This window comes from Motiliproteus sediminis, assembly GCF_017912535.1.
In the GTDB taxonomy this organism is placed as follows: Bacteria; Pseudomonadota; Gammaproteobacteria; order Pseudomonadales; family Balneatricaceae; genus Motiliproteus; species Motiliproteus sediminis.
Genome location: NZ_JAERQK010000004.1, coordinates 244,969 through 265,421, shown reverse-complemented (window position 1 = coordinate 265,421; position 20,453 = coordinate 244,969). Strand labels below are relative to the sequence as shown.

Here is a 20,453-nt window from a genome sequence, read left to right as displayed (position 1 = left end):
CTCAGTTCCAGGCCAGTTGTTGTTCCAGCGGCGCCGGCATCTTGTCCGGGGCCACATTCATCAATCGCAGTGTGCCCGCCATCACCCGTGAAAATACCGGTGCAGCAACTTCACCGCCGTAGTACTTTTCGCCCTGCGGCTCGTCAATCATCACCACCGCCACAAAGCGGGGGTTCTCCACCGGCGCAATGCCGGCGAACACCGCCACGTACTGATCGTCTTCGTAACCGTTGCTGCCAACCTTGTGCGAGGTACCAGTCTTGCCGGCAACCCGGAACGCCGGCACCTGAGCGCGCGTGCCGGTTCCCCCTTTGAGGGTGACCCCCTCCATCATGCGCAGCACATCGCCTGCCACCCGCGTCGGCATGATCCGTTCACCGGCTACCGGCCCCTCTACCTTCAGCAACGATAACGGGCGCTTAAGTCCTCCGGTTGCAAAGGGGAGATACGCCTGCGCCAGCTGCAACGGCGTCACCGCCAGACCATAGCCGTAAGACATCGCCGCACGTTCGACCGTGCGCTTGGGTGAAAAGTGCGGCAGGGTACCGACTCGCTCGCCGGGGAAACCGGTGCCGGTCGCCTGCCCCAGACCCGCGTTGAAGAACAGATTGCGCACTGCGTCCTCTTCGAGGCTCAGCGCCAACTTGCTGGCGCCGACGTTGCTCGATTTGCTGATGATATGCGCCAGATCGAGCACGCCGTAATCACGGTGATCACGAATGGTGGCATTACGAATGCGCAGATAGCCGGGACTGGTGTTGACCTCACTGCTGGCGCTATAGCGACCGCTTGCCATGGCCGCGGCGACTGTCAGCGGTTTCACCGTAGAGCCCGGCTCAAAGGTATCGGTCGTAGCCCGGTTACGCAGGTGCGCCACTTCCAGCGTCGAGCGGTCATTGGGGTTGTATGAAGGCTGGTTCACCATCGCCAGCACCTCACCGCTACGCACATCCAGCACCACCAATGAGCCGGACTTGGCGCGATGCTGCTGCACCGCGGCCTTGAGCTCGCGATAAGCCAGATACTGCAACCGCAGGTCAATGCTAAGGGTGATATCCTTACCCGGATGGGCATCGCTGATCGCCTGAATATCCTTGATAGTGCGACCCAGACGATCCTTGAGCACCCGCTTGCGACCCGACTCGCCGCGAAGCCAGTCGTCATAGGCGAGCTCCATACCCTCCTGCCCTTTACCATCAAGATTGGTAAAGCCCACCAGATGAGTCGCCACCTCGGCGGCCGGATAGTAGCGCTTGTACTCGCTCTGGCTGTACACCCCGGGCAGCCGCATCGCCAGCACCCGCTCAGCCTCCTGCGGCGTCATATGGCGACGCAGATAAAGAAACTGCTTGTCCGCATTACGCTCCAGCTGAGATTTGAAACGCACGAAGGGGAGGTCCAGCGCCCGTGCCAAACGACGCTGCTGTTCGGTAGTGGCGTCGAACTCCTGCGGATTGAGCCACAGACTTTCAACCGGCGCACTGACTGCGAGCGGCTCACCATGACGATCCAGAATCATGCCGCGGTGGGCAGGAATCTCCACCACCCGCAAACTGCGCGCATCACCCTGCCCCTGCAGAAACTCATCCTCCAGCAGATGCAGATACACGATCCGGCTGACAACCACAGCGGCCATCGCCAGCAGCAGCACCAGAATCAGCCGCAAGCGCCAGGTATAAGGTAGAGAGGGTGCGGCGCTCATGGCTTAACCACCACGATTTCATGAGGTGCCGGCACGTACATATCCAGCTTGCGCGTCACCGCCCGCTCGATCCGGCTGTGTGCCGCCAGCGCACTTTGTTCCAGCAGCAACTGCCCCCACTCCACCTGCAAGCCGTCGCGCTGCTGCAACTGCTGCTGGTGCTCATTGAACAACAGGCGATAGTGGTAGGCGTTATAGATCACCGCCAGAGCCGACAGAATAACCATGACGAACAGCGCCGAACCCGCCGGCACCGACCACGCGCCAAGCTCGGGCATCACCCCGAACTTTAGCTTGCGCAGTCGATCCAGATTCAGCTTTACCATCCCGCCCTCACGCAATCTTTTCCGCCACGCGCATGATTGCGCTGCGCGCACGTACATTGGAGGTCACTTCGTCATCACCCGCTTTGACCGGCTTACCCACCAGCTTGAGGCGCAGCCCGAGCATATCCTGCGTCACCGGCAACCCCGGCGGCACCGGCTTGCCACGCGCCTGATCCCGCATAAAGCGTTTTACGATGCGGTCTTCCAGAGAATGGAAGCTGATTACCACCAGCCGCCCACCCACCTTGAGCACCTCCAGTGCGGCCTGCAGACAGCTTTCCAGATCTTCAAGCTCGCGATTGATGTGAATTCGAATACCCTGAAACGCCCGCGTCGCCGGATGCTTGCCTTTCTCCCATTTGGGGTTTGCCGCCGCCACAATGGAAGCCAGCCTGGCGGTGGTTACAATGGGTGATTTCTCGCGCTCTGCCACAATGGCGCGCGCCATCCGCCGGGAGAATCGCTCTTCGCCGTACTGGTACAACACATCGGCGATCTCTTTTTCATCTGCACGCGCAATCCATTCCGCCGCACTCTCGCCAGCATCCGGATTCATGCGCATATCCAGCGGACCATCCTGGGTAAAACTGAACCCGCGCGAAGCGTCATCAAGCTGCGGAGAGGAGACCCCCAGATCCAGCAGCACGCCATCGACTTGACCGGTCAAATCACGTTCGGCAACAAAGCGATCGAGCACGGCAAAAGAGCCGTGCTCGATCGAAAAGCGGCTGTCCCCTTCTTCTATCAGCCGCCCCACCTTGATCGCCTCGGGGTCTTTGTCGATGCCCATCAGACGACCGTTCGGACCCAGCTGGCTCAGCACCAACCGGCTATGACCACCTCGACCAAAGGTACCGTCGATATAAAAACCGTCCGCGTCAGTGATCAGTTGCGTGACCGCTTCCTCGAGCAACACCGTAATATGCTTGAATTCGTTACTCATTGATCACTGCCTCATAGCGACAGCGACTGCAGCTCCTCCGGCATGACCCCACCGCCTTCAACTTCTTGCAGGTAGGCATCCCGAGTCTGCGTCCACAGCGCCTCACTCCAGATTTCAAACTTTTTGCCCTGTCCGAGCAGCACCACTTTCTTGTCCAGTTCCGCATAGTCGCGCAGCGGCGCCGGCAACAGCAATCGCCCGCTGCCGTCCATTTCAAGATCGGTCGCGTGACCAATCAACAGGCGCTGGATACGGCGGGTTTCCGCATTGAAACTGGACAGCGCTTCGATCTTGGCCTGAATTACTTCCCACTCAGGCAGGGTATAAAGCAGCAGACAGCGAGCTTCGGTATCGATAGTGGCGACCATCTGCCCCTCGCAACGCTCGGCAATACGCTCCCGGTAACGGGTGGGTATTGCCATCCGTCCCTTCGCGTCGAGGTTGATTGGATTTACGCCCCTAAACATCGCTGCCGCCAAAATTACCCACAATTACCCACTTTTTGCCACTATAGCACACTTGGCATAGCCAACTACCACTTTTCCCCACCCTGAGCCACTAACGACGGGGATCATGACCCAGCGCATTAGCCGCTCACATGCAGCACCGAAGAAAGATGAGGAATGAACAGCAAGAGGTATCCAGAAAACAGCGAATTAGCACCCGCAAAGGGGATGCCGAAGAGAGCCGCAGAGAGAACGGCGCATGAGAATATTTTGAGCGGGCTGCAGTCCCAGCAACCCGCCCCATCAACATTCAGACGGAGATTGTCGCTGCATCAGCGTCCTTACCGGCCTGCTCGCGACGCTTCCAGAAGCGTTCGTGAAAATAGTACGCCAGGGTATTGACCGCAGGTTCCACCAGGGCGATGGTTCCACCGACCAGCACACTGCCAGTCATCAGGTAACCTACGGTAAACGCGACTGTAAAATGGAGCAGCGCAAAACTGATTGTCTTCGCCATCTGAGCCCTCCTTGCGGTCATGCGGATCGGCATGAGCCCAGTATCGGCGCACCAAAAACAAAGAGGAAATCAATTTATCCGAAATAAACGATAGCGCCAGCCTATTGACCACCGCCATCGACAGAAAAAGTCAGAGTCCGCCTATAAGCCGGGTTCTGTCGTGGACAGTCATTCATCTGGGACCTGCGTCGCCGCAAGCCTCAAGCAACCTACCCGGATCCAGCGCGGGACACGCCAATGGATCCCTATTTGGTCTTGCTCCGAGTGGGGTTTACCGTGCCGTGGAATGTTGCCACCCACGCGGTGCGCTCTTACCGCACCCTTTCACCCTTACCGGCGCGACCGAAGTCGCGCTTAGGCGGTCTGCTCTCTGTTGCACTGGCCGTAGGCTCGCGCCCCCCAGGCGTTACCTGGCACTCTACCCTGTGGAGCCCGGACTTTCCTCCATCCCGCAAGCGGAACAGCGACTGTCCGGCGGACTCTGGGCGGCAATGGTACGCGCAAGCCCGCGCCTTGCCAAGCGGACTATTCGCCTTTCAGGCGCAGCGCTTCTTGATACAGCAGCTTCTTCTTTACCCCTGTCAGCTTGGCGGCCAGCGCCGCCGCCTGCTTCACCGATAACTCTTCGAGCAGCACCTCCAGTACCCGCAACGCGTCACCATCCAAATCATCGGCCGCCGGTGCTTCCGCACCCTGCACCACCAACACAAACTCACCGCGCTGCTGATTGGCATCATGCTCCACCCAAGGAATCAGCTGATCAAGCGAATCCCCATGGATGGTCTCGAAGGTCTTGGTCAGCTCCCGCGCCAGCACCACGTAACGCTCTCCTCCGAACACATCACGCAAAGCCGCCAGCGAATCGAGAATACGGTGAGGAGACTCGTAGAAAACCAGCGTCGCGGTGTCTGCCACCAGCGACTCCAGGCGCTGAAGCCGGGCTTGCACCTTGGCTGGCAGAAAGCCCTCGAAGCGAAAACGGTCAGTGGCGATCCCTGCGGCACAGAGCGCCGTGACCAACGCACAACAGCCCGGCACGGGAACCACCCGGAGCCCGGCCTCTCTAACCGTGCGCACCAGATAGAAGCCGGGATCAGAGATCAACGGAGTACCGGCGTCGGAGATCAGGGCGATGTTTTCACCCCCCTTCAAACGCTGTAGTATTCTATCCGCCTGCCCGCGTTCGTTGTGGTCATGAACCGCCCACATCGGCGTTTCAATACCAAAGTGCTGCAACAAGCGCGCACTGTGGCGGGTGTCTTCCGCGGCGATCAGCTGCACCGAGCGCAGAACATCCAGCGCCCGGGCGGTAATATCGCCGAGATTTCCAATCGGGGTTGCGACTATATATAGAGCTGCTTCTGACATGGCACCCTGCGAGAGACCGTCACCACACCACCATGGCGCACCGACACTGTCTAATGATTAAAAACACGCGAATTGTTATCACCCTGGCCCTGCTCAGCAGTCTGCTGATCGGCTGCGCCCCCGGGCCGGAGCGGCCGCCGACCGATACCGCGACAGACGCCGGCAGCGGCCGTGAGCTGAGCGAAATCGAACAACTGCTACTGCAGGCGGAGACCGCTCCGCCGCTGGCAAGGGCGCAGTATACCTTAGAGGCTGCCAAGCGTCTTATCGCTGAAGAGCGGCAGGATCGGGCCGAAGCGCTGCTCCGCCAGATAAACCCGCTACTGCTGAGCGATGCCCAGCAACAACTGCTGTGGTTGCTGCAGGGCGAGCTCAGCAGTGCCAACCAACAACCGGCAGCAGCCCTCGACTGGCTCGAACGAATCCAGTCGCCGGAGCTGCTCACCAGCACGGATCAGGCCCGCCTGGCCGAATTACGCGCGGCAGGCCTCAATCAGCTGGGCGACATCAAAGCCTCAACCCTGGCCCTGATCCAACAAAGCAAGCAGGTTAGCGACGATCAGCAACAAGCGCTGTCCGATCACATCTGGCAGCAGCTTTTGCGATTGGACGACAGCACCATCGACGAGCTGCTGGGCCAGCAAAACGACTATCTGACCCAGGGCTGGCTGGAGCTAAGCGAACTGATGCGGCGCCCGGACGCCGACATTCTCGAGACCAGCGAGCAGCTGAACGAGTGGCATAGCCTCTGGAGCCTGCACCCCGCGGCCAGCCACCTGCCGCAGCCGCTGGCCCCGCTGCGCGAACTGCAAGCAGAACCGCCGCGCCATATCGGCGTACTCCTGCCCCAGAGCGGCAAACTGGCCGAGCCGGCACGCGCACTGATAGAGGGGTTCATGGCCGCCCATTATCGCGCCCGGCAACGGGGGCGCTCGGCCCCGCTAATCAGCTTTTTCGACAGCGAACAGATCGACAACCTGGGCACCTTCTATCTGCAGGCAGAGCTGCGCGGCATCGACCTCATTGTCGGTCCGCTGGATAAAGACCAGCTCAACCAACTGGCCGACAAACCGCTGCTGGGCATCACCACGCTGGGGATGAACTATGTCGACCACAACAGCATCGCCGCCGATCTTTACCAGTTTGGCTTGCGCGGCGAAGACGAAGCACGCCAGGCCGCCCGCCAGGCCTGGCAGGACGGTCACCGCATCGCCCTCACCCTGACCCCGACCACAAACTGGGGCGACCGTATTCTGCGTACCTTCCGCAACGAGTGGCAAAGCCTCGGCGGCATCGTCGCCGACAGCGAACGCTTTACCGGCGACAGCGACTACTCAACCCGCATCAGCCGCTTGCTGGCGGTGGATCAAAGCGAGCTGCGGGCCGATCAACTGCGCCAACTGCTGGGCGAAAAGATCGAGTTCGACACCCGCCGGCGTCAGGATGTCGATTTTCTGTTTCTGGCCGCGCTCAACAAAGATGCCCGCCAAATCAAACCGACCCTGGCGTTCCACTTCGCTGGCGACCTGCCGGTGTACGCCACCTCGCACGTCTATAGCGGCCAGCCCAATCCCGAGCGAGACCGCGATCTGGACGGCGTTCTGTTCAGCGACATCCCCTGGGTGCTTGACGACGACCTGCCCCTGCGCGCTGATATCGAGCGGCAACGCAAGGACTCGAGCAGCCGCTTTGGGCGCCTCTACGCGCTCGGCGCCGATGCCTATCGGCTCGCCCCCTACCTGACCCAACTGCAGAGCCTGCCGGGCACCCACCTCAGTGGCCTCAGCGGCGACCTGCAAGTCGATGCCAACGGCGAAGTTCTGCGCTCGCTGGAGTGGGCGACTTTTCGTAACGGCCGCGTGCGCAAACAGAGCGGACAATGAGCCGCAGTAAGGGACAGCAGCAGGAGCAGCTCGCCGAGGCTTATCTGATCGCCGCCGGCCTGACCCCGGTGGAACGCAATTATTTTTGCCCTCGCGGTGAGATCGACCTTATCATGCGCGACCAGAACACCCTGGTATTTGTCGAGGTCCGCTTTCGCCGCTCCCGCGGATTCGCCAGCGCCGCAGAAAGCGTGGACTATCGCAAACAGCAGCGCTTGGTCGCAACTGCCGAGCATTATCTGCAAAAACATGCCGGACGGCGGAACCCACCCTGCCGCTTTGATGTCTTGGCTTGTGACGGCGCCGCAGACTGGGTCTGGATAAAGAACGCCATCGACAGCTGAACGAGACCGTGCATGGACCTGCAACAACGACTGATTGAGCACTTTCACACCAGCCTGGATCTCAAGGCCCACGTGATTGAGGAGTATGCGCCGCAGATCGAACTGGCGGCGCAGCAGCTGTTTCACAGCCTGATCAGCGAAAACAAAATCCTCACTTGCGGCAACGGCCCCTCCGGCGCGCTGGCACAGTACTGCAGCGCCTTGCTGATCAATCGCTACCAGCATGAACGCCCGGGGCTTCCGGCAATGGCACTCAGCGCCGACAGTGCCAGCCTTACAGCCATCGCCGCCGACAGCCACTTTGGCGATATCTACTCCAAGCAGATACGGGCTCTCGGCCAGCCCGGCGACGTGCTGCTGGTGCTGTCATCCAACGGACGCTCTGCCAGCCTGATTCAGGCGGTACAAGCCGCCCATGATCGCGAGATGGTGGTGGTGGCGTTAACCGGCGACCAAGACGACCTCACCGCACTTTTACAGCCGGACGATATCGAGATCAGGATTCCGTCAGACGCAGCCGCGATGGTCAATGAAAGTCATCTGCTGATCATTCACTGCCTCTGCGACCTGGTCGAATTTCAACTTTTTGGTGGAATGGAATAATGAAGCTACCCGTACTGACCCTGAGCCTCTCCCTGCTGCTGGGCGGCTGCGCCACTGTCATTGACGCAACCTCGGAAAGCCCGATCGAAGAGAACCCCACCAGCCGCACCACCGGCAGCTTTATCGACGACGAGATCATTGAAACCAAGTCGCTGGTAAATCTCAACAAGGTCAGCGAACAACTCAAAAACGCACACCTGAGCGTGGTCAGTTACAACGGCGTGGTGCTGCTGGCCGGACAGGTGGCCACCGAACAGGCTCGCCAACTGGCAGAGAAAACCGTGCGCGAGGTGCGCAAGGTGCGCGTGGTGCATAATGAACTGACCGTCTCGGGCCCAACCTCTGCGATCGTTCGTACCAATGACGCTTGGCTGACCACCAAGCTCAAGACCAAGATGCTGGCAGAGAAGAACCTCGACTCGGGCAGCATCAAGGTGGTGACCGAGAACGGCGTCGTCTACCTGCTGGGACTGGTGCGCCGCATCGACGCGGACCATGCGGTAGCAGTGGCGCGCGGCACCAGCGGGGTACAAAAAGTGGTGAAGATGTTTGAATACGTCGACTAACCGCCTCTTCAGGACATAAAAAAACGGCGCCCTGCGCCGTTTTTTATGTCCTTTTGATTACTTCACAACCTTCAACGAGGGTCGCCCCTTGCTCTTGCTCTGGTCACTCTGCCTGGGCGGTTGCGGCTGGGTCGGCGGCTCTGGTGCCCCGGGCTCACGCCCAAAGCTCATCCCCTGGCCGGTTTCCTTGGCGTAGATCGCAAGCACCGCAACGATAGGGATATACACCTGCATCGGCACACCACCAAAACGCGCACTGAACGACACCGCATCATTGGTAATGGCAAGCTCCTTTACCGCGCTCATCGACACGTTCAGCACTATCTGGCCGTCGCTGACGTACTCCTGCGGCACTTCCACACCCTGCACTCCGGCATCGACAACGATATAGGGAGTACTGTGGTTATCATTGATCCACTCGTTGAGCGCACGAATCAAATAAGGACGACTTGGGGTCATAGACACTTTCCGCGGACTGACGCTAATTCCATTGCGATTATATCGATAAAAAAAGGGGGATGTCTTCGCATCCCCCTTATCCTGACCGCTTTTGCGGCTTATCGCATCTCTTTTTCCGCTTCAGAGAGACTGGCCTGGAACGAATCACGCTCGAACAGGCGATCCATGTAAGCCTGGATCAGCTTGCCAGCCTGCCCCGGCAGCTCAATACCGAGCTGCTCCAGCCGCCACAACAGCGGCGCCATGCAGCAATCCACCAGCGTGAACTCGTCACTCATAAAGAACGGCTTCTCGGCGAAGATCGGTGCGATCGCCACCAGACTCTCACGCAGCGTCTTGCGCGCCTCTTCAACCGCATCATCGTCCAGCGAGGTAAGGATCGTTTCGATCAACTGACCCCAGTCCTTCTCGATGCGATGGATGAACAGCCGGCTTTCAGCCCGCGCCACCGGATAGACCGGCAACAGCGGCGGATGCGGAAAGCGCTCGTCGAGGTACTCCATCATGATATTGGGCTCGAACAGCACCAGCTCACGATCGACCAGCGTCGGCAGACTGTTATACGGATTGATATCAGCCAGCTCCTCCGGCGGATTGTTCGGGTCGCTATCGATGATATCGACCGCCACACCTTTCTCTGCCAGCACGATGCGGACACGATGGCTGTAATGACTCAGGCCATCGGAAAAAAAGGTCATTGAGGAACGTTTTGCCATTACGCCCATGGATATCCCCTTGGCTATTACTTTCAAGTTAGAAACGCGTACGCGGCCTTACGGCCGCGCAGCATATGAGCAGTAGTCTGAACCTTCAGACAGGCTGCTGTATCAGTGCTTCTCCCGCCAGGAGCCACTGTAGACGTCTTTCCAGTACTCTTTCTTCAGCAGGTATGCGAAGACAAAGAGAATGGCCAGGAAGATCAGCGCATACTTGCCGATCTTGTCGCTCATCATCTTGGAAGGCTCGCCCATGTAGGTCATGTAGTTGGTCAGGTCGTACATCGCCTTATCGAACTCTTCGGCGGACATGGAACCGGCCTTAACCAGCTCCAGCTCCTCGCAGTGCTCGCCTTTACAGACCTGAACACCCTGCATGCCTTGCAGCACGTTAGGCATACCTACATCCTTGAACACCTTGTTGTTGACACCCCAGGGACGGGATTCATCAACGTAGAAGCTCTTGAGGTAGGTGTACACCCAAGCGGAACCGCGCAGGCGGGTTTCCAGCGTCAGATCGGGCGGAGGCGCACCGAACCACGCAGCGGCGTCTTTCGGGTCCATGGCGATGGTCATCTGATCACCGATCTTGTGATCACCGCGCAGCAGCTCGGCCTCAACCACGGCCTTGTCCATGCCCAGATCATCAGCGGAACGCTCGTAGCGCTGATACTTGGCGGAGTGACAACCGAGACAGTTCTCAACAAACAGCTTAAAGCCGCGCTGCAGAGACTCTTTGTCTGCCAGATTCGCCTCGAAAGGCTCCAAGTGTACGTTCGCACCACCGGCTGCCCAGACGGTCATCGGCAGCAGTGCGAACAGCATCGCAATCAGTTGCTTTTTCATTAGCCTGTCACCCTCTCAGGAACCGGTTTGGTCTTGTCGATCTTGCTGTACCACGGCATCGCCAGGAAGAACACGAAGTACAGGGTGGTGGTGATCTGAGCCACAACAGTGCGGCCCGGAGTAGACGGCAATGCGCCCAGCACACCCAGGATCACGAAGGAGACCGCGAATACCAGCAGCATCACCTTGGAGATCATGCCCTTGTAGCGGATCGACTTAACCGGGCTCTTGTCCAGCCAGGGCAGCACGAACAGGATTGCAATCGCGGCACCCATGACCACAACACCCCAGAACTTGGCATCCACACCGAACAGCGGGTAGGTCACCGCACGCAGCATGGCGTAGAAGGGAGTGAAGTACCATACCGGGGCAATATGCTCGGGCGTCTTCAGCGGGTTAGCCGGTTCGAAGTTGGGCTTCTCGAGGAAGTAACCACCACCCTCAGGGAAGAAGAACACCACCAGCAGGAAGACAAACAGGAACACCACCACACCGACGATATCTTTCACCGAGTAGTAGGGGTGGAAAGGAATACCATCGACCGGGATACCCTTCTCATCCTTGTTCTTCTTGATCTCAACACCGTCAGGGTTGTTGGAGCCCACTTCATGCAGCGCCAGGATGTGCAGTACAACCAGACCCAGCAGCACGATCGGCAAGGCGATGACGTGCAGCGAGAAGAAGCGGTTCAGGGTGATGCCGGAGATCAGGTAGTCACCACGAATCCACTGCTGCAGGTCTTCACCGATCCAGGGGATGGCACCGAACAACGAGATGATAACCTGGGCTCCCCAGTAAGACATCTGACCCCAGGGCAGCAGGTAACCCATGAAGGCTTCTGCCATCAGCAGCAGGTAGATGGCCATACCGAAGATCCAGATCAGCTCACGCGGGTTGCGGTAAGAGCCGTACATCAGGCCACGGAACATGTGCAGATAAACCACCACGAAGAACGCAGACGCACCGGTGGAGTGCAGATAGCGCAGCAACCAGCCGTACTCGACATCACGCATGATGTACTCAATGGAAGCGAAGGCACCTTCCGCTGAGGGGTTGTAGCTCATGGTCAGCCAGATACCGGTCACGATCTGGTTAACCAGCACCAACAGCGCCAGTGAGCCGAAGAAGTACCAGAAGTTGAAGTTCTTCGGTGCGTAGTATTTGCTGAGATGCTCTTCCCACATCTGGGTAGCGGGGAAGCGATCATCGATCCAGCGCATCAGGCCTTTTTCAGCCTTGCTTCGATTAGGATTTCCCATTATGCAGCCCCCTCAGGATCGATACCGATGACAAGCACATTGTCGCCCTCGTAGGAGTGCGGCGGGATCACCAGGTTGGTCGGCGCGGGAACGCCAGCGTAAACCCGTCCGGACAGGTCGAACTTGGAACCGTGACAGGGACAGAAGAAACCACCCAGCCAGTCATCACCCAGGTCAGCCGGAGCCACTTCAGGACGATAGGTAGGAGAGCAACCCAGGTGAGTACAGATACCGGTCATCACCGCAATCTCCGGTTTCAGCGAGCGCTGAGCGGTCTTGGGGATGTAACTCGGCTGCTGATCTTTCTCGGAATTCGGATCGGCAACTTTGTCGTTCAGCTTCTCAAGGTTCGCCAGCGCTTCTTTGGTACGACGAACGACCCAGACCGGCTTACCGCGCCACTCTACGATCATCTGCTGACCCGGCTCCAGCTTGCTGATGTCCGCCCGAACGGGGGCACCGGCAGCCTTAGCCTTTGCACTGGGATTCCATGAAGCTACAAATGGCACCGCTGCACCGACCGCCCCTACTGCTCCAATCGCGGAGGTAGAAGCAACCAGGAAGCGACGGCGTCCATTGTTTACGCCTTCAGTACTCATCAAGGTTTCTCCCATTTACCGACCACCACAGGGAAAACAACTCCCCCCGCTGGGCCGCAATGATTCAAAGACATGAATTCAAGGATTACAAAATGGCCGAGATTCTATAGGGAATAGCCATTTCTGGCAAGTGAGAGCAGCTCTTTTATTGCACTGCATCATACTAAGGAACAACCCTATTCCAGGCACAAAAAAGCCCGCAACTGGGCGGGCTTTTCGTAATATTCCAGCGAAATTAACGCTTGGAGAACTGCGGCTTCTTACGTGCTTTGCGCAGACCGACTTTCTTACGCTCAACTTCACGCGCATCACGGGTAACGTAACCCGCTTTACGCAGCACCGGACGCAGTGTTTCGTCGTACTGCATCAGCGCACGAGTGATACCGTGACGAATGGCGCCAGCCTGACCAAAGTTACCACCACCTTCAACGGTGATGTACAGATCAAACTTCTCGGCAGTTTCAGTCAGTTCCAGCGGCTGACGCACGATCATGCGCGCAACTTCACGACCAAAGTACTGCTCCAGAGAGCGCTTGTTGATTTCGATATTGCCTGTGCCCGGCTTCAGGAAGACACGGGCAGTGGAGGTCTTGCGACGGCCGGTACCGTAGTATTGAGTAGTGGACATTATCCGCCTTCCTTAAACGTTCAGTTCTTGAGGTTGCTGGGCTGCGTGCGGGTGAGAACCACCGGCGTACACCTTCAGCTTGGTGAACATGGCACGACCCAGAGGGCCCTTGGGCAGCATACCTTTTACCGCTGACTGGAGAACACGCTCAGGGGCGTGGTCGATCAGCTGATTGAAGTTCATGGAACGCAGACCACCCGGATAACCGGTGTGACGGTGGTACATTTTGTCCTGTGCTTTGTTGCCGGTCACGCGAACTTTTTCCGCATTGATCACAACAATGTAGTCACCCGCGTCAACGTGCGGGGTGTACTCGGGCTTGTGCTTGCCGCGCAGACGACGGGCAATCTCTGTAGCCAGACGGCCCAGAGTTTTACCTTCTGCGTCAACAACAAACCACTCGCGCTTTACTTCAGCGGGCTTAGTGCTAACAGTTTTCATGTGTATGACCTTTAAGTCTTCCCCGGGCCTCTAAGAACCCGGCGTTTCCTATAGTTATTGGTTGCCACACCTCAGACCGCATTCTATCGACGGCTGTCGGTTTGACGTGACAACTTACATACCTTGATTACCGCGGCAGGCAAACCGGCCTACCAAAAACGGACGGCGCATTATAGAGAAATATTTACCCGATGCAAAGCCTGGTTTCACTGCCATTATCACCCAAGGATCTATGCTAAAGATTCGCTGACCACCAAGAGGCACACCTGATGAACCGGCTTTGCCAACCCCTGCTTTGCGCGCTACTGCTAATCACCACGCCCGCCTTCGCCTCTGAAGCCCAGCCCTCAGCCAACCCACCGCCTGCCGAGGCTGGCACCGAGCTGTTTCAAACCTTCGAGCGCCAGAAAGAGGAGATCAGCACGCTCAGAGCACAGGCCAACGAGCTGAGCGGCGAAGAGTCCGCCGCCATCAACAGCAGACTTTACGAAAAGCAGCTGGCAGCGCTGGAACAGCTCATCAAAATGGCAGACCTGATTCAGCAGCGCCAGCAGGATAACCTTCCCGTGGACGAGCTGCGCGACCGCGCGTCACCCATTCTGCTGGCCGTTGGTCAGCAGATTATCGACGCCCTCGCCAAGGCGCAGACTCGTTACCAGCGTCAAAGCGCCGAAGAAGAGCAATTAAGTGCCGACGGACTGCGCACCTACATAGGCCACCTGAACAAGCTCAGCAACGCGCTCGAACACTTCACCGAGCTGACACTGAAAAACCAGCAGATAGGACTCGACGACAAGGTATCTCTGCCATACCTGAGAAAAACCCTCAGGGAGCGCGCCCAACTCGCGGTCGGCACGCTGGAGGTCAACCGCAACAAGCTCAGCGATCTCAACCGGCTGCTGAAGGTAACCCCCAAGGACGACGCCCTGCTGCTGCAGAAAGATATCCTGATCGAGCGCAACAAACTCACCATCGAACACCTGCGCAAGAGCATCGCTCTGATGCAACAACTCGACATCGCCACCGACGAGTATCAACAACACCTGATCAGCCTCAGCGGCGAAATCACCCCCGACATGCTGGACATTCAGCTCGCCTCGCAAATTCTCAGCCGCTGGAGCGAGACGCTGGTTACCTATTTTGCCGACAACGGCATCGAAATCCTGTTCAAGGTGCTGATCTTCCTTGCCATCCTGGCGCTATTCCGGTTTCTGTCCCGACTGGCGGAACGGCTGATACTGCGCTCATTCAAACGCTCCAACCTCAACCTGTCATCGCTGATGAAAGAGATGGTGACCTCCATCGCCAGCCGACTGGTGATGCTGCTCGGCGTTCTGATTGCGCTCTCACAGATCGGCATATCACTCGGGCCACTGCTGGCGGGCCTCGGCGTGGTCGGGTTTATTATCGGCTTCGCGCTGCAGGACACCTTGGGCAACTTTGCCTCCGGCATGATGATCCTGATCTATCGCCCCTACGACGTTGGCGACATGGTGGAAGCCGCCGGTGTCTATGGCGAAGTTAAAGGGATGAGCCTGGTCTCTACCACCATCCTGACGGTCGACAATCAAACCCTGATGATCCCCAACAACAAGATTTGGGGTGATGTGATCAAGAATGTTACCGCACAGAAAACACGCCGCGTCGACATGGTGTTCGGGATCGCCTATAGCGACGACATTGAACACGCCGAGCGGATCTTCCGCTCCATTCTGGAGCAGCACGACCGGGTACTGAAATCACCGGCTGCGGTAGTCAAACTGCACAACCTGGGGGAGTCGTCGGTGGACTTTATCGTTCGCCCCTGGGTGAAAACCGAGGATTACTGGGAGGTCTACTGGGACGTCACCCGCGAGGTAAAACTGCGCCTCGATAGCGAAGGACTCAACATCCCCTTCCCGCAACGAGATGTGCACCTGTACCCGGCCGGACCGATGGAACTCAGCACCATTGCCGGCAAATCCGGCGCATCAGGATAAAGGTTCAGAAAACTTAGAGGCGGTGGGCGCGAGCGAGATACTCGTGCGACTGCATCTCCAGCAGACGGCTGGTGGTGCGCTCGAACTCAAACTCGAGCCGCCCACCGGCATAGAGTTCGGTCAGCGCCACTTCGGCCGAGAGAATCAACTTGACCCCACAGTCGTAGAACTCATCCACCAGATTGATGAAGCGGCGCGCCTGATCATCGCGCTGACCGCCCAACTGCGGCACATCGGAGATCAGCACCGCGTGGTACTGCTTGGCAATCTCGATGTAGTCGTTCTGGCTGCGAGGGCCGTCACACAGCGCCTCGAAATCGAACCAGACCACATCCTCACAGCAGCGCCGACTGTGAATCGGGCGCCCGTTGATCTCCAGCAACTGACCGTTGATCGCCTCGCGCAGGTCCGGCGCCAGACTCTCGAAGCTGCGATTGAGACTTTCATCCGCCGCCTCATCCAGCGGCGAGTGGTAAAGTTCGGCCTGCTCCAGCGCGCGCAAACGGTAATCCACCCCGCTGTCGACATTGACCACCTCGGTATGCATGTTCAGCAAGGCAATCGCGGGCAGAAAACGGGCCCGCTGCAAACCGTTCTCGTACAACCGGTCAGGCACAATATTGGAGGTCGCCACCAGCGCCACGCCATGACCAAACAGCTTTTCCATCAGCCCGCCCAGGATCATGGCATCCGTGATGTCGGAAACGAAAAACTCATCGAAGCAGATAACCTCCGCTTCAGAAGCAAACTTGCCCGCCACGATATCCAGCGGGTTTTTCTCCCCCGCCAGCAGCTTCAATTCCGCGTGTACCCGCTGCATAAAGCGGTGAAAGTGGGTACGCATCTTGGTGGAAAACGGCAAACTATCGTAGAAGGTATCCATCAGGTAGGTCTTGCCACGCCCGACCCCGCCCCAGAAATAGAGCCCCCTGACCGGCACCGGCGTCTGCTTCTTGAAGCGGTTACCCAGCCTCGCCATCAAGGTCGGCTGCGGCCGGCTGCGACGTGCCAGCAGGTCGTCATAGAGACGCTGCAGATGGCGCACCGCCTGCTCCTGAGATGCGTCGTACTGGAAATCGTCGCGTTGCAGGTCCTGCTGATAGCGTTCAAGCGGAGTCATGATCGCACTTCGGTAAGAAAAAACGGCGCCACTTTAACCATAAGGACGTGTTTTATCAATTAGCCGATCCGCTTACACTAGCGCCCCGAACCCTTAACGACACGCTTCGACATGATCAAGGCAATGACCCAGATCCTGCTGTTCTGGCTGCTGGGCGAAACCCTGCACTACCTGACCGGCATCCCCATCAGCGGCAACGTACTGGGCATGCTACTGCTGTTTCTGTGGCTGATGATTCGCCAGCACCTGGATGACCAGCTCGAGCGCACCAGCCACACCCTGATCAGCCTGTTGTCGCTGTTACTGCTACCCGGAGGCGTGGGCCTGTTTTTTCTGGGCGAACGGATGCAGGGCCAGTGGTTGCCACTGCTGCTCGCCGTGGTGATCGGCACCGCCGTCAGCATCCTGATCTGCCTGTGGCTGATGCGCCGCCTGATGCCAGCGGAGAAGCACTGATGGAGCTGCTGGCCGGACTGATCGAGCACCTGGCAAAAACCCCGTTGCTGCCGGTGGCCATCACCCTGCTCGCGTTTCAGGGCGGTGTCTGGCTGTATCAGCGCCTGAAACGCCCCCCCTGGCTGCCTCCGATCGTTGCCGGCAGCCTGCTACTGGTCCCGGTGATCTACCTGCTGCCGATAAACTATCAGCAGTATTACCAGGGCGCGCGCTGGATTAGCTTCCTGCTCGGCCCGGCCACCGTCGCTCTGGCCATCCCGCTATTTCTGCAGTTTCATCACATCCGCGCCGCGCTGATACCGATCACAGTCACCTTGCTGGTCGGCGCGCCGCTGGCCGCCGGCCTGTCGCTAGCGATTGCCTGGAGCCTGGGCGCCGATACCACCGTTCTGCTCTCCCTAGCGCCCAAATCGGTCACCGCCCCCATCGCCGTATCGCTGACCGAGCAACTGGGTGGTCTGGTAGGCCTTGCGGTCGGCATCGTTGCGCTCACCGGCGTGCTGGGCTCGCTACTGACGCCGCTGTTCTGGCGCTGGATCAAAGGCGATGATGACCGAGTACTGGGCTTCGTCATGGGCCTTAACGGCCACGGTATCGCGACCGCCCAGGCCTTTGAAATCAGTGCCAAAGCCGGCGCATTCTCCAGCCTGGCCATGGGGCTGACAGGCGCGCTGACCGCCCTATTGCTGCCACTCTGCTTCAGCCTAATCAGCTAAGCCGAGAACACAAAGATTTTGTCATAAAACGGTTGTGTTTTACGGGCTGTTTCCCTATCATTCCCCGCGCTTGCAACAAGCACCATCAAGATCGGCGTGTAGCGCAGCCTGGTAGCGCACATCCTTCGGGAGGATGGGGTCGGAGGTTCGAATCCTCTCACGCCGACCATCTCTAAAACCCTGTTTTTCACTATTCTGGTTCAGTCTTACCTCTTGGTGAAAACCTTGGGGCCGCATTAGCCATGCGCTATGCTTGCAGCCATTGCCTGCTGGAGCCCCGCCATGAACGATTCCCCCTTCGCGCCTCACTGGACCACTCTGGCCAGCCGCTGGGTGTACGAAAACAACTGGATTCGAGTGCGTGAAGATGAGGTAATCACGCCTACCGGCAGCGAGGGGATCTACGGGGTGGTGAAGTTCCGCAATCGCGCGGTGGCGATCGTACCGATCGATGATGAGGGTCATACCTGGCTGGTCGGGCAACACCGCTATCCGCTGGACCGGTTCAGTTGGGAGGTACCCATGGGTGGCCACCCGCTGGATCAGGAGCCGCGCGACGGTGCACTGCGGGAACTGGCCGAAGAAACCGGCTTGCGCGCGGCCGAGCTGACCGAACTGCTTCGGGTAGATATCTCCAACTCCATCACCGACGAGCAAGGCATCATTTATCTGGCCCGCGACCTGACTCCGGGGGCGACCGACTTCGATGATACCGAAGACTTGGCCATCCGCCGCGTTCCGTTTGACGAAGCGCTGGCCATGGCCCAGGATGGCCGCATCAGCGACCTGATGAGCGTTACCGCATTGATGTCTCTGGCGCTGCGCCGCAAGGAGTTCAACCTCTAATGATGAATTTTGTCCTGGGCCTGCTGAGCCTGCTGTTGTTGGCGTTTCTGGCGCTCGTCGGGGTCGCCTATTTTTATCAGGACCGGATGTTATTTCACCCCACGCCCGTCGCGGCGGACAGCCGCGACAAGCTGGCGCCCTGGGCGGTCAGCAGTATGATCGGGGGGGCCCGCCTGCATGGCTGGTATGCTCCGGCCGATCGCGCTGACGCGCCGCTGCTGGTCTATTACGGTGGTAACGCCGAAGAGGTCTCATGGAACCTACCGGCGCTGCGCGAACTGGGTGTGGCGGTACTGCTGTTCAACTATCGCGGTTACGGTCTGTCCGAGGGTGAGCCGTCAGAAGCGGCGCTGAAGGCAGATGCGCTGGCACTGCTGGACCACTGGCTGGAGCAAACCGGTCGCTCGCCCGCTGAGACCATCCTGATGGGGCGCAGTCTGGGCAGCGGCGTGGCAACCTATGTGGCCAGCCAGCGGGCGGTACGCGGAGTCATTCTGGTCACCCCATACGACAGCCTGGTGCGCGTTGGTCAGACTCACTACCCCTGGTTTCCAGTCAGCACGCTGATGCGCAATCGGTTCGAGTCAATCAAGTTGGCGCCGCAACTGTCGATGCCGCTTCTCAGCATTCTTGCTGAGCAGGATCGGGTGGTGCCACCGGCGCTGGGTCGTCGCCTGAGTTCGGCTTGGCAAGGCCCGGTAACCGAGCTCGAAATCAAGGGCGCCGATCATATCAATCTTACCAGCGCGCCGGACTACCAGCCGGCGCTGAAAAAATTCGTGGACGATTTGAGCCGCGATTAGACTCGCCGTCTTCGGCCTGAGGAGGCAAGCGGTTGGTATCAGCGCCCGGTCGATGCCGTCAGCTCGGCCTTGGCCCGCTGCCACAGCCGATCCAGCTCCGCTTCATCCGCTTCTGCCATAGCGATACCGGCGTCAGCGGCTAACTGCTCGACCCGGCGAAAGCGGGTTTCGAATTTATGGTTGGCCTGACGCAGGGACTGCTCCGCATCTTGCTGCAGATGCCGGCTGAGGTTGACACAACTGAACAGCAGGTCGCCCAGCTCATCGACAATGGCGGCGCGATCACCACTGGCTACGGCCTCACGCAGCTCGCTGATTTCGCTCTCCAGGTTAGTAAACACCGGCTCCAGCTGGCGCCAGTCGAAGCCCACCGTAGCGGCGCGCTTTTGCAGTTTATGCGCCCGTAACAATGCCGGTAGCGCCGCAGAGATATCATCGAGCACCGATGCTGGCAGGTCGTCCAGCTCACCCGAGACCTCTTTTGCGGCCCGCTCCTCCGCCTTGATCCGCTCCCAGTTGGCTTTGATTTCAGCCTCGGTCAACGGCGATCCGCTGCCAAAGCTCGCCAGGGAGCCATCCGGAAACACATGGGGGTGGCGACGCAGCAATTTGGTCACCAGGCCGTCAACAATCCGGGCAAAATCAAAGCGCCCCGCCTCGGCACTGATCTGGGCATAAAACACCACTTGGAACAGCAGATCACCCAGCTCGTCGCAGAGATGGGCGTGATCCTCACGCTCAATGGTGTCGATCACTTCGTACACTTCATCGAGGGTATGCGGCACGATGCTGGCGAGTGTTTGCTCGCGATCCCAGGGGCAACCATGCTCCGGGTCACGCAGATTGGCCATCAACCGCAGCAGATCATTGAGGTTGTACCCTGCCAT

At 58.9% G+C, this 20,453-nt stretch carries 24 protein-coding genes, 1 tRNA gene and 1 other RNA gene; 10 read left to right on the top strand and 16 right to left on the bottom strand.

Annotated elements, in window-relative coordinates:
- Window position 1 precedes the first annotated feature (1 nt).
- From JJQ76_RS10340 to rsmI, 7 genes are all read right to left on the bottom strand, one after another.
- Window positions 2-1,702 (bottom strand): peptidoglycan D,D-transpeptidase FtsI family protein, encoded by a 1,701-nt coding sequence (locus JJQ76_RS10340; protein ID WP_210396737.1) that lies wholly within the window; start codon window positions 1,700-1,702, stop codon window positions 2-4.
- Window positions 1,699-2,028, bottom strand: coding sequence for a cell division protein FtsL (gene ftsL / locus JJQ76_RS10335; RefSeq protein ID WP_210396736.1), 330 nt, complete (start codon window positions 2,026-2,028; stop codon window positions 1,699-1,701). The genes JJQ76_RS10340 and ftsL overlap by 4 nt, the downstream gene beginning before the upstream one ends.
- A gap of 7 nt (window positions 2,029-2,035) precedes the next feature.
- A complete protein-coding gene (gene rsmH / locus JJQ76_RS10330; protein ID WP_210396735.1) occupies window positions 2,036-2,971 on the bottom strand; it encodes a 16S rRNA (cytosine(1402)-N(4))-methyltransferase RsmH in 936 nt (311 codons plus the stop codon).
- An 11-nt stretch (window positions 2,972-2,982) separates the two neighbouring features.
- Window positions 2,983-3,438 (bottom strand): division/cell wall cluster transcriptional repressor MraZ, encoded by a 456-nt coding sequence (mraZ, locus tag JJQ76_RS10325; protein WP_210396734.1) that lies wholly within the window; start codon window positions 3,436-3,438, stop codon window positions 2,983-2,985.
- A gap of 289 nt (window positions 3,439-3,727) precedes the next feature.
- A complete protein-coding gene (locus JJQ76_RS10320; RefSeq protein ID WP_210396733.1) occupies window positions 3,728-3,934 on the bottom strand; it encodes a DUF2061 domain-containing protein in 207 nt (68 codons plus the stop codon).
- A gap of 128 nt (window positions 3,935-4,062) precedes the next feature.
- Window positions 4,063-4,417, bottom strand: an RNA gene (gene rnpB, locus JJQ76_RS10315) — RNase P RNA component class A.
- A gap of 42 nt (window positions 4,418-4,459) precedes the next feature.
- Entirely contained in the window at window positions 4,460-5,302 is an 843-nt protein-coding gene (rsmI, locus tag JJQ76_RS10310; protein WP_210396732.1) for a 16S rRNA (cytidine(1402)-2'-O)-methyltransferase, read from the bottom strand.
- Between the two features lie 53 nt (window positions 5,303-5,355).
- Between rsmI and JJQ76_RS10305 the strand changes: the two genes are divergently transcribed.
- From JJQ76_RS10305 to JJQ76_RS10290, 4 genes are read left to right on the top strand one after another with little or no spacing between them, the layout of a single operon-like run.
- On the top strand, window positions 5,356-7,185 hold the full coding sequence (locus tag JJQ76_RS10305) for a penicillin-binding protein activator (RefSeq protein ID WP_210396731.1): 1,830 nt from the start codon (window positions 5,356-5,358) through the stop codon (window positions 7,183-7,185).
- On the top strand, window positions 7,182-7,529 hold the full coding sequence (locus JJQ76_RS10300; RefSeq protein WP_210396730.1) for a YraN family protein: 348 nt from the start codon (window positions 7,182-7,184) through the stop codon (window positions 7,527-7,529). Before JJQ76_RS10305 ends, JJQ76_RS10300 begins: the two co-directional genes overlap by 4 nt.
- A gap of 12 nt (window positions 7,530-7,541) precedes the next feature.
- Entirely contained in the window at window positions 7,542-8,132 is a 591-nt protein-coding gene (locus JJQ76_RS10295; protein WP_210396729.1) for an SIS domain-containing protein, read from the top strand.
- On the top strand, window positions 8,132-8,698 hold the full coding sequence (locus JJQ76_RS10290) for a BON domain-containing protein (protein ID WP_210396728.1): 567 nt from the start codon (window positions 8,132-8,134) through the stop codon (window positions 8,696-8,698). Before JJQ76_RS10295 ends, JJQ76_RS10290 begins: the two co-directional genes overlap by 1 nt.
- Window positions 8,699-8,755: 57 nt before the next feature.
- On the opposite strand, the gene JJQ76_RS10285 is transcribed toward JJQ76_RS10290, so the two are convergent.
- The 7 genes from JJQ76_RS10285 to rplM form a co-directional block, all read right to left on the bottom strand.
- Window positions 8,756-9,157, bottom strand: a complete 402-nt coding sequence (locus JJQ76_RS10285; RefSeq protein ID WP_210396727.1) for a ClpXP protease specificity-enhancing factor — start codon at window positions 9,155-9,157, stop codon at window positions 8,756-8,758.
- Window positions 9,158-9,255: 98 nt separating this feature from the next.
- Window positions 9,256-9,882, bottom strand: coding sequence for a stringent starvation protein SspA (gene sspA / locus JJQ76_RS10280; protein WP_210396726.1), 627 nt, complete (start codon window positions 9,880-9,882; stop codon window positions 9,256-9,258).
- A gap of 102 nt (window positions 9,883-9,984) precedes the next feature.
- A complete protein-coding gene (locus JJQ76_RS10275; protein ID WP_210396725.1) occupies window positions 9,985-10,719 on the bottom strand; it encodes a cytochrome c1 in 735 nt (244 codons plus the stop codon).
- Window positions 10,719-11,978, bottom strand: coding sequence for a cytochrome b (locus JJQ76_RS10270; protein ID WP_210396724.1), 1,260 nt, complete (start codon window positions 11,976-11,978; stop codon window positions 10,719-10,721). Before JJQ76_RS10270 ends, JJQ76_RS10275 begins: the two co-directional genes overlap by 1 nt.
- Window positions 11,978-12,577: a ubiquinol-cytochrome c reductase iron-sulfur subunit gene (petA, locus tag JJQ76_RS10265; RefSeq protein ID WP_210396723.1), complete on the bottom strand. Its 600-nt coding sequence runs from the start codon at window positions 12,575-12,577 to the stop codon at window positions 11,978-11,980. Before petA ends, JJQ76_RS10270 begins: the two co-directional genes overlap by 1 nt.
- Window positions 12,578-12,812: 235 nt before the next feature.
- The gene (rpsI, locus tag JJQ76_RS10260; protein ID WP_210396722.1) at window positions 12,813-13,205 is read right to left on the bottom strand and encodes a 30S ribosomal protein S9; all 393 of its coding nucleotides are present in this window, start codon (window positions 13,203-13,205) and stop codon (window positions 12,813-12,815) included.
- A 12-nt stretch (window positions 13,206-13,217) separates the two neighbouring features.
- Window positions 13,218-13,646 carry a 50S ribosomal protein L13 gene (gene rplM / locus JJQ76_RS10255; protein ID WP_210396721.1) on the bottom strand — a complete coding sequence of 143 codons (429 nt, stop codon included), beginning with the start codon at window positions 13,644-13,646 and terminating at the stop codon, window positions 13,218-13,220.
- A 269-nt stretch (window positions 13,647-13,915) separates the two neighbouring features.
- Here rplM and JJQ76_RS10250 point away from each other — a divergent pair, with 269 nt between their 5' ends.
- Complete coding sequence (locus JJQ76_RS10250; protein WP_210396720.1) at window positions 13,916-15,625, top strand: mechanosensitive ion channel family protein; 1,710 nt, start codon at window positions 13,916-13,918, stop codon at window positions 15,623-15,625.
- Window positions 15,626-15,638: 13 nt separating this feature from the next.
- On the opposite strand, the gene zapE is transcribed toward JJQ76_RS10250, so the two are convergent.
- A complete protein-coding gene (gene zapE, locus JJQ76_RS10245) occupies window positions 15,639-16,745 on the bottom strand; it encodes a cell division protein ZapE (RefSeq protein ID WP_210396719.1) in 1,107 nt (368 codons plus the stop codon).
- 123 nt (window positions 16,746-16,868) lie between these two features.
- Between zapE and JJQ76_RS10240 the strand changes: the two genes are divergently transcribed.
- The 5 genes from JJQ76_RS10240 to JJQ76_RS10220 all read left to right on the top strand — a co-directional run bounded on the left by JJQ76_RS10240 (window position 16,869) and on the right by JJQ76_RS10220 (window position 19,566).
- Complete coding sequence (locus JJQ76_RS10240) at window positions 16,869-17,201, top strand: CidA/LrgA family protein (RefSeq protein ID WP_210396718.1); 333 nt, start codon at window positions 16,869-16,871, stop codon at window positions 17,199-17,201.
- A complete protein-coding gene (locus tag JJQ76_RS10235; RefSeq protein WP_343232520.1) occupies window positions 17,162-17,917 on the top strand; it encodes an LrgB family protein in 756 nt (251 codons plus the stop codon). The genes JJQ76_RS10240 and JJQ76_RS10235 overlap by 40 nt, the downstream gene beginning before the upstream one ends.
- 92 nt (window positions 17,918-18,009) lie before the next feature.
- Window positions 18,010-18,086: transfer RNA gene (locus tag JJQ76_RS10230), tRNA-Pro, on the top strand.
- 113 nt (window positions 18,087-18,199) lie between these two features.
- On the top strand, window positions 18,200-18,763 hold the full coding sequence (locus tag JJQ76_RS10225; RefSeq protein WP_210396717.1) for an NUDIX domain-containing protein: 564 nt from the start codon (window positions 18,200-18,202) through the stop codon (window positions 18,761-18,763).
- On the top strand, window positions 18,763-19,566 hold the full coding sequence (locus tag JJQ76_RS10220) for an alpha/beta hydrolase (RefSeq protein WP_210396716.1): 804 nt from the start codon (window positions 18,763-18,765) through the stop codon (window positions 19,564-19,566). The genes JJQ76_RS10225 and JJQ76_RS10220 overlap by 1 nt, the downstream gene beginning before the upstream one ends.
- Before the next feature lie 38 nt (window positions 19,567-19,604).
- Here JJQ76_RS10220 and mazG read toward each other — a convergent pair whose 3' ends face one another.
- A complete protein-coding gene (gene mazG / locus JJQ76_RS10215) occupies window positions 19,605-20,453 on the bottom strand; it encodes a nucleoside triphosphate pyrophosphohydrolase (RefSeq protein WP_210396715.1) in 849 nt (282 codons plus the stop codon).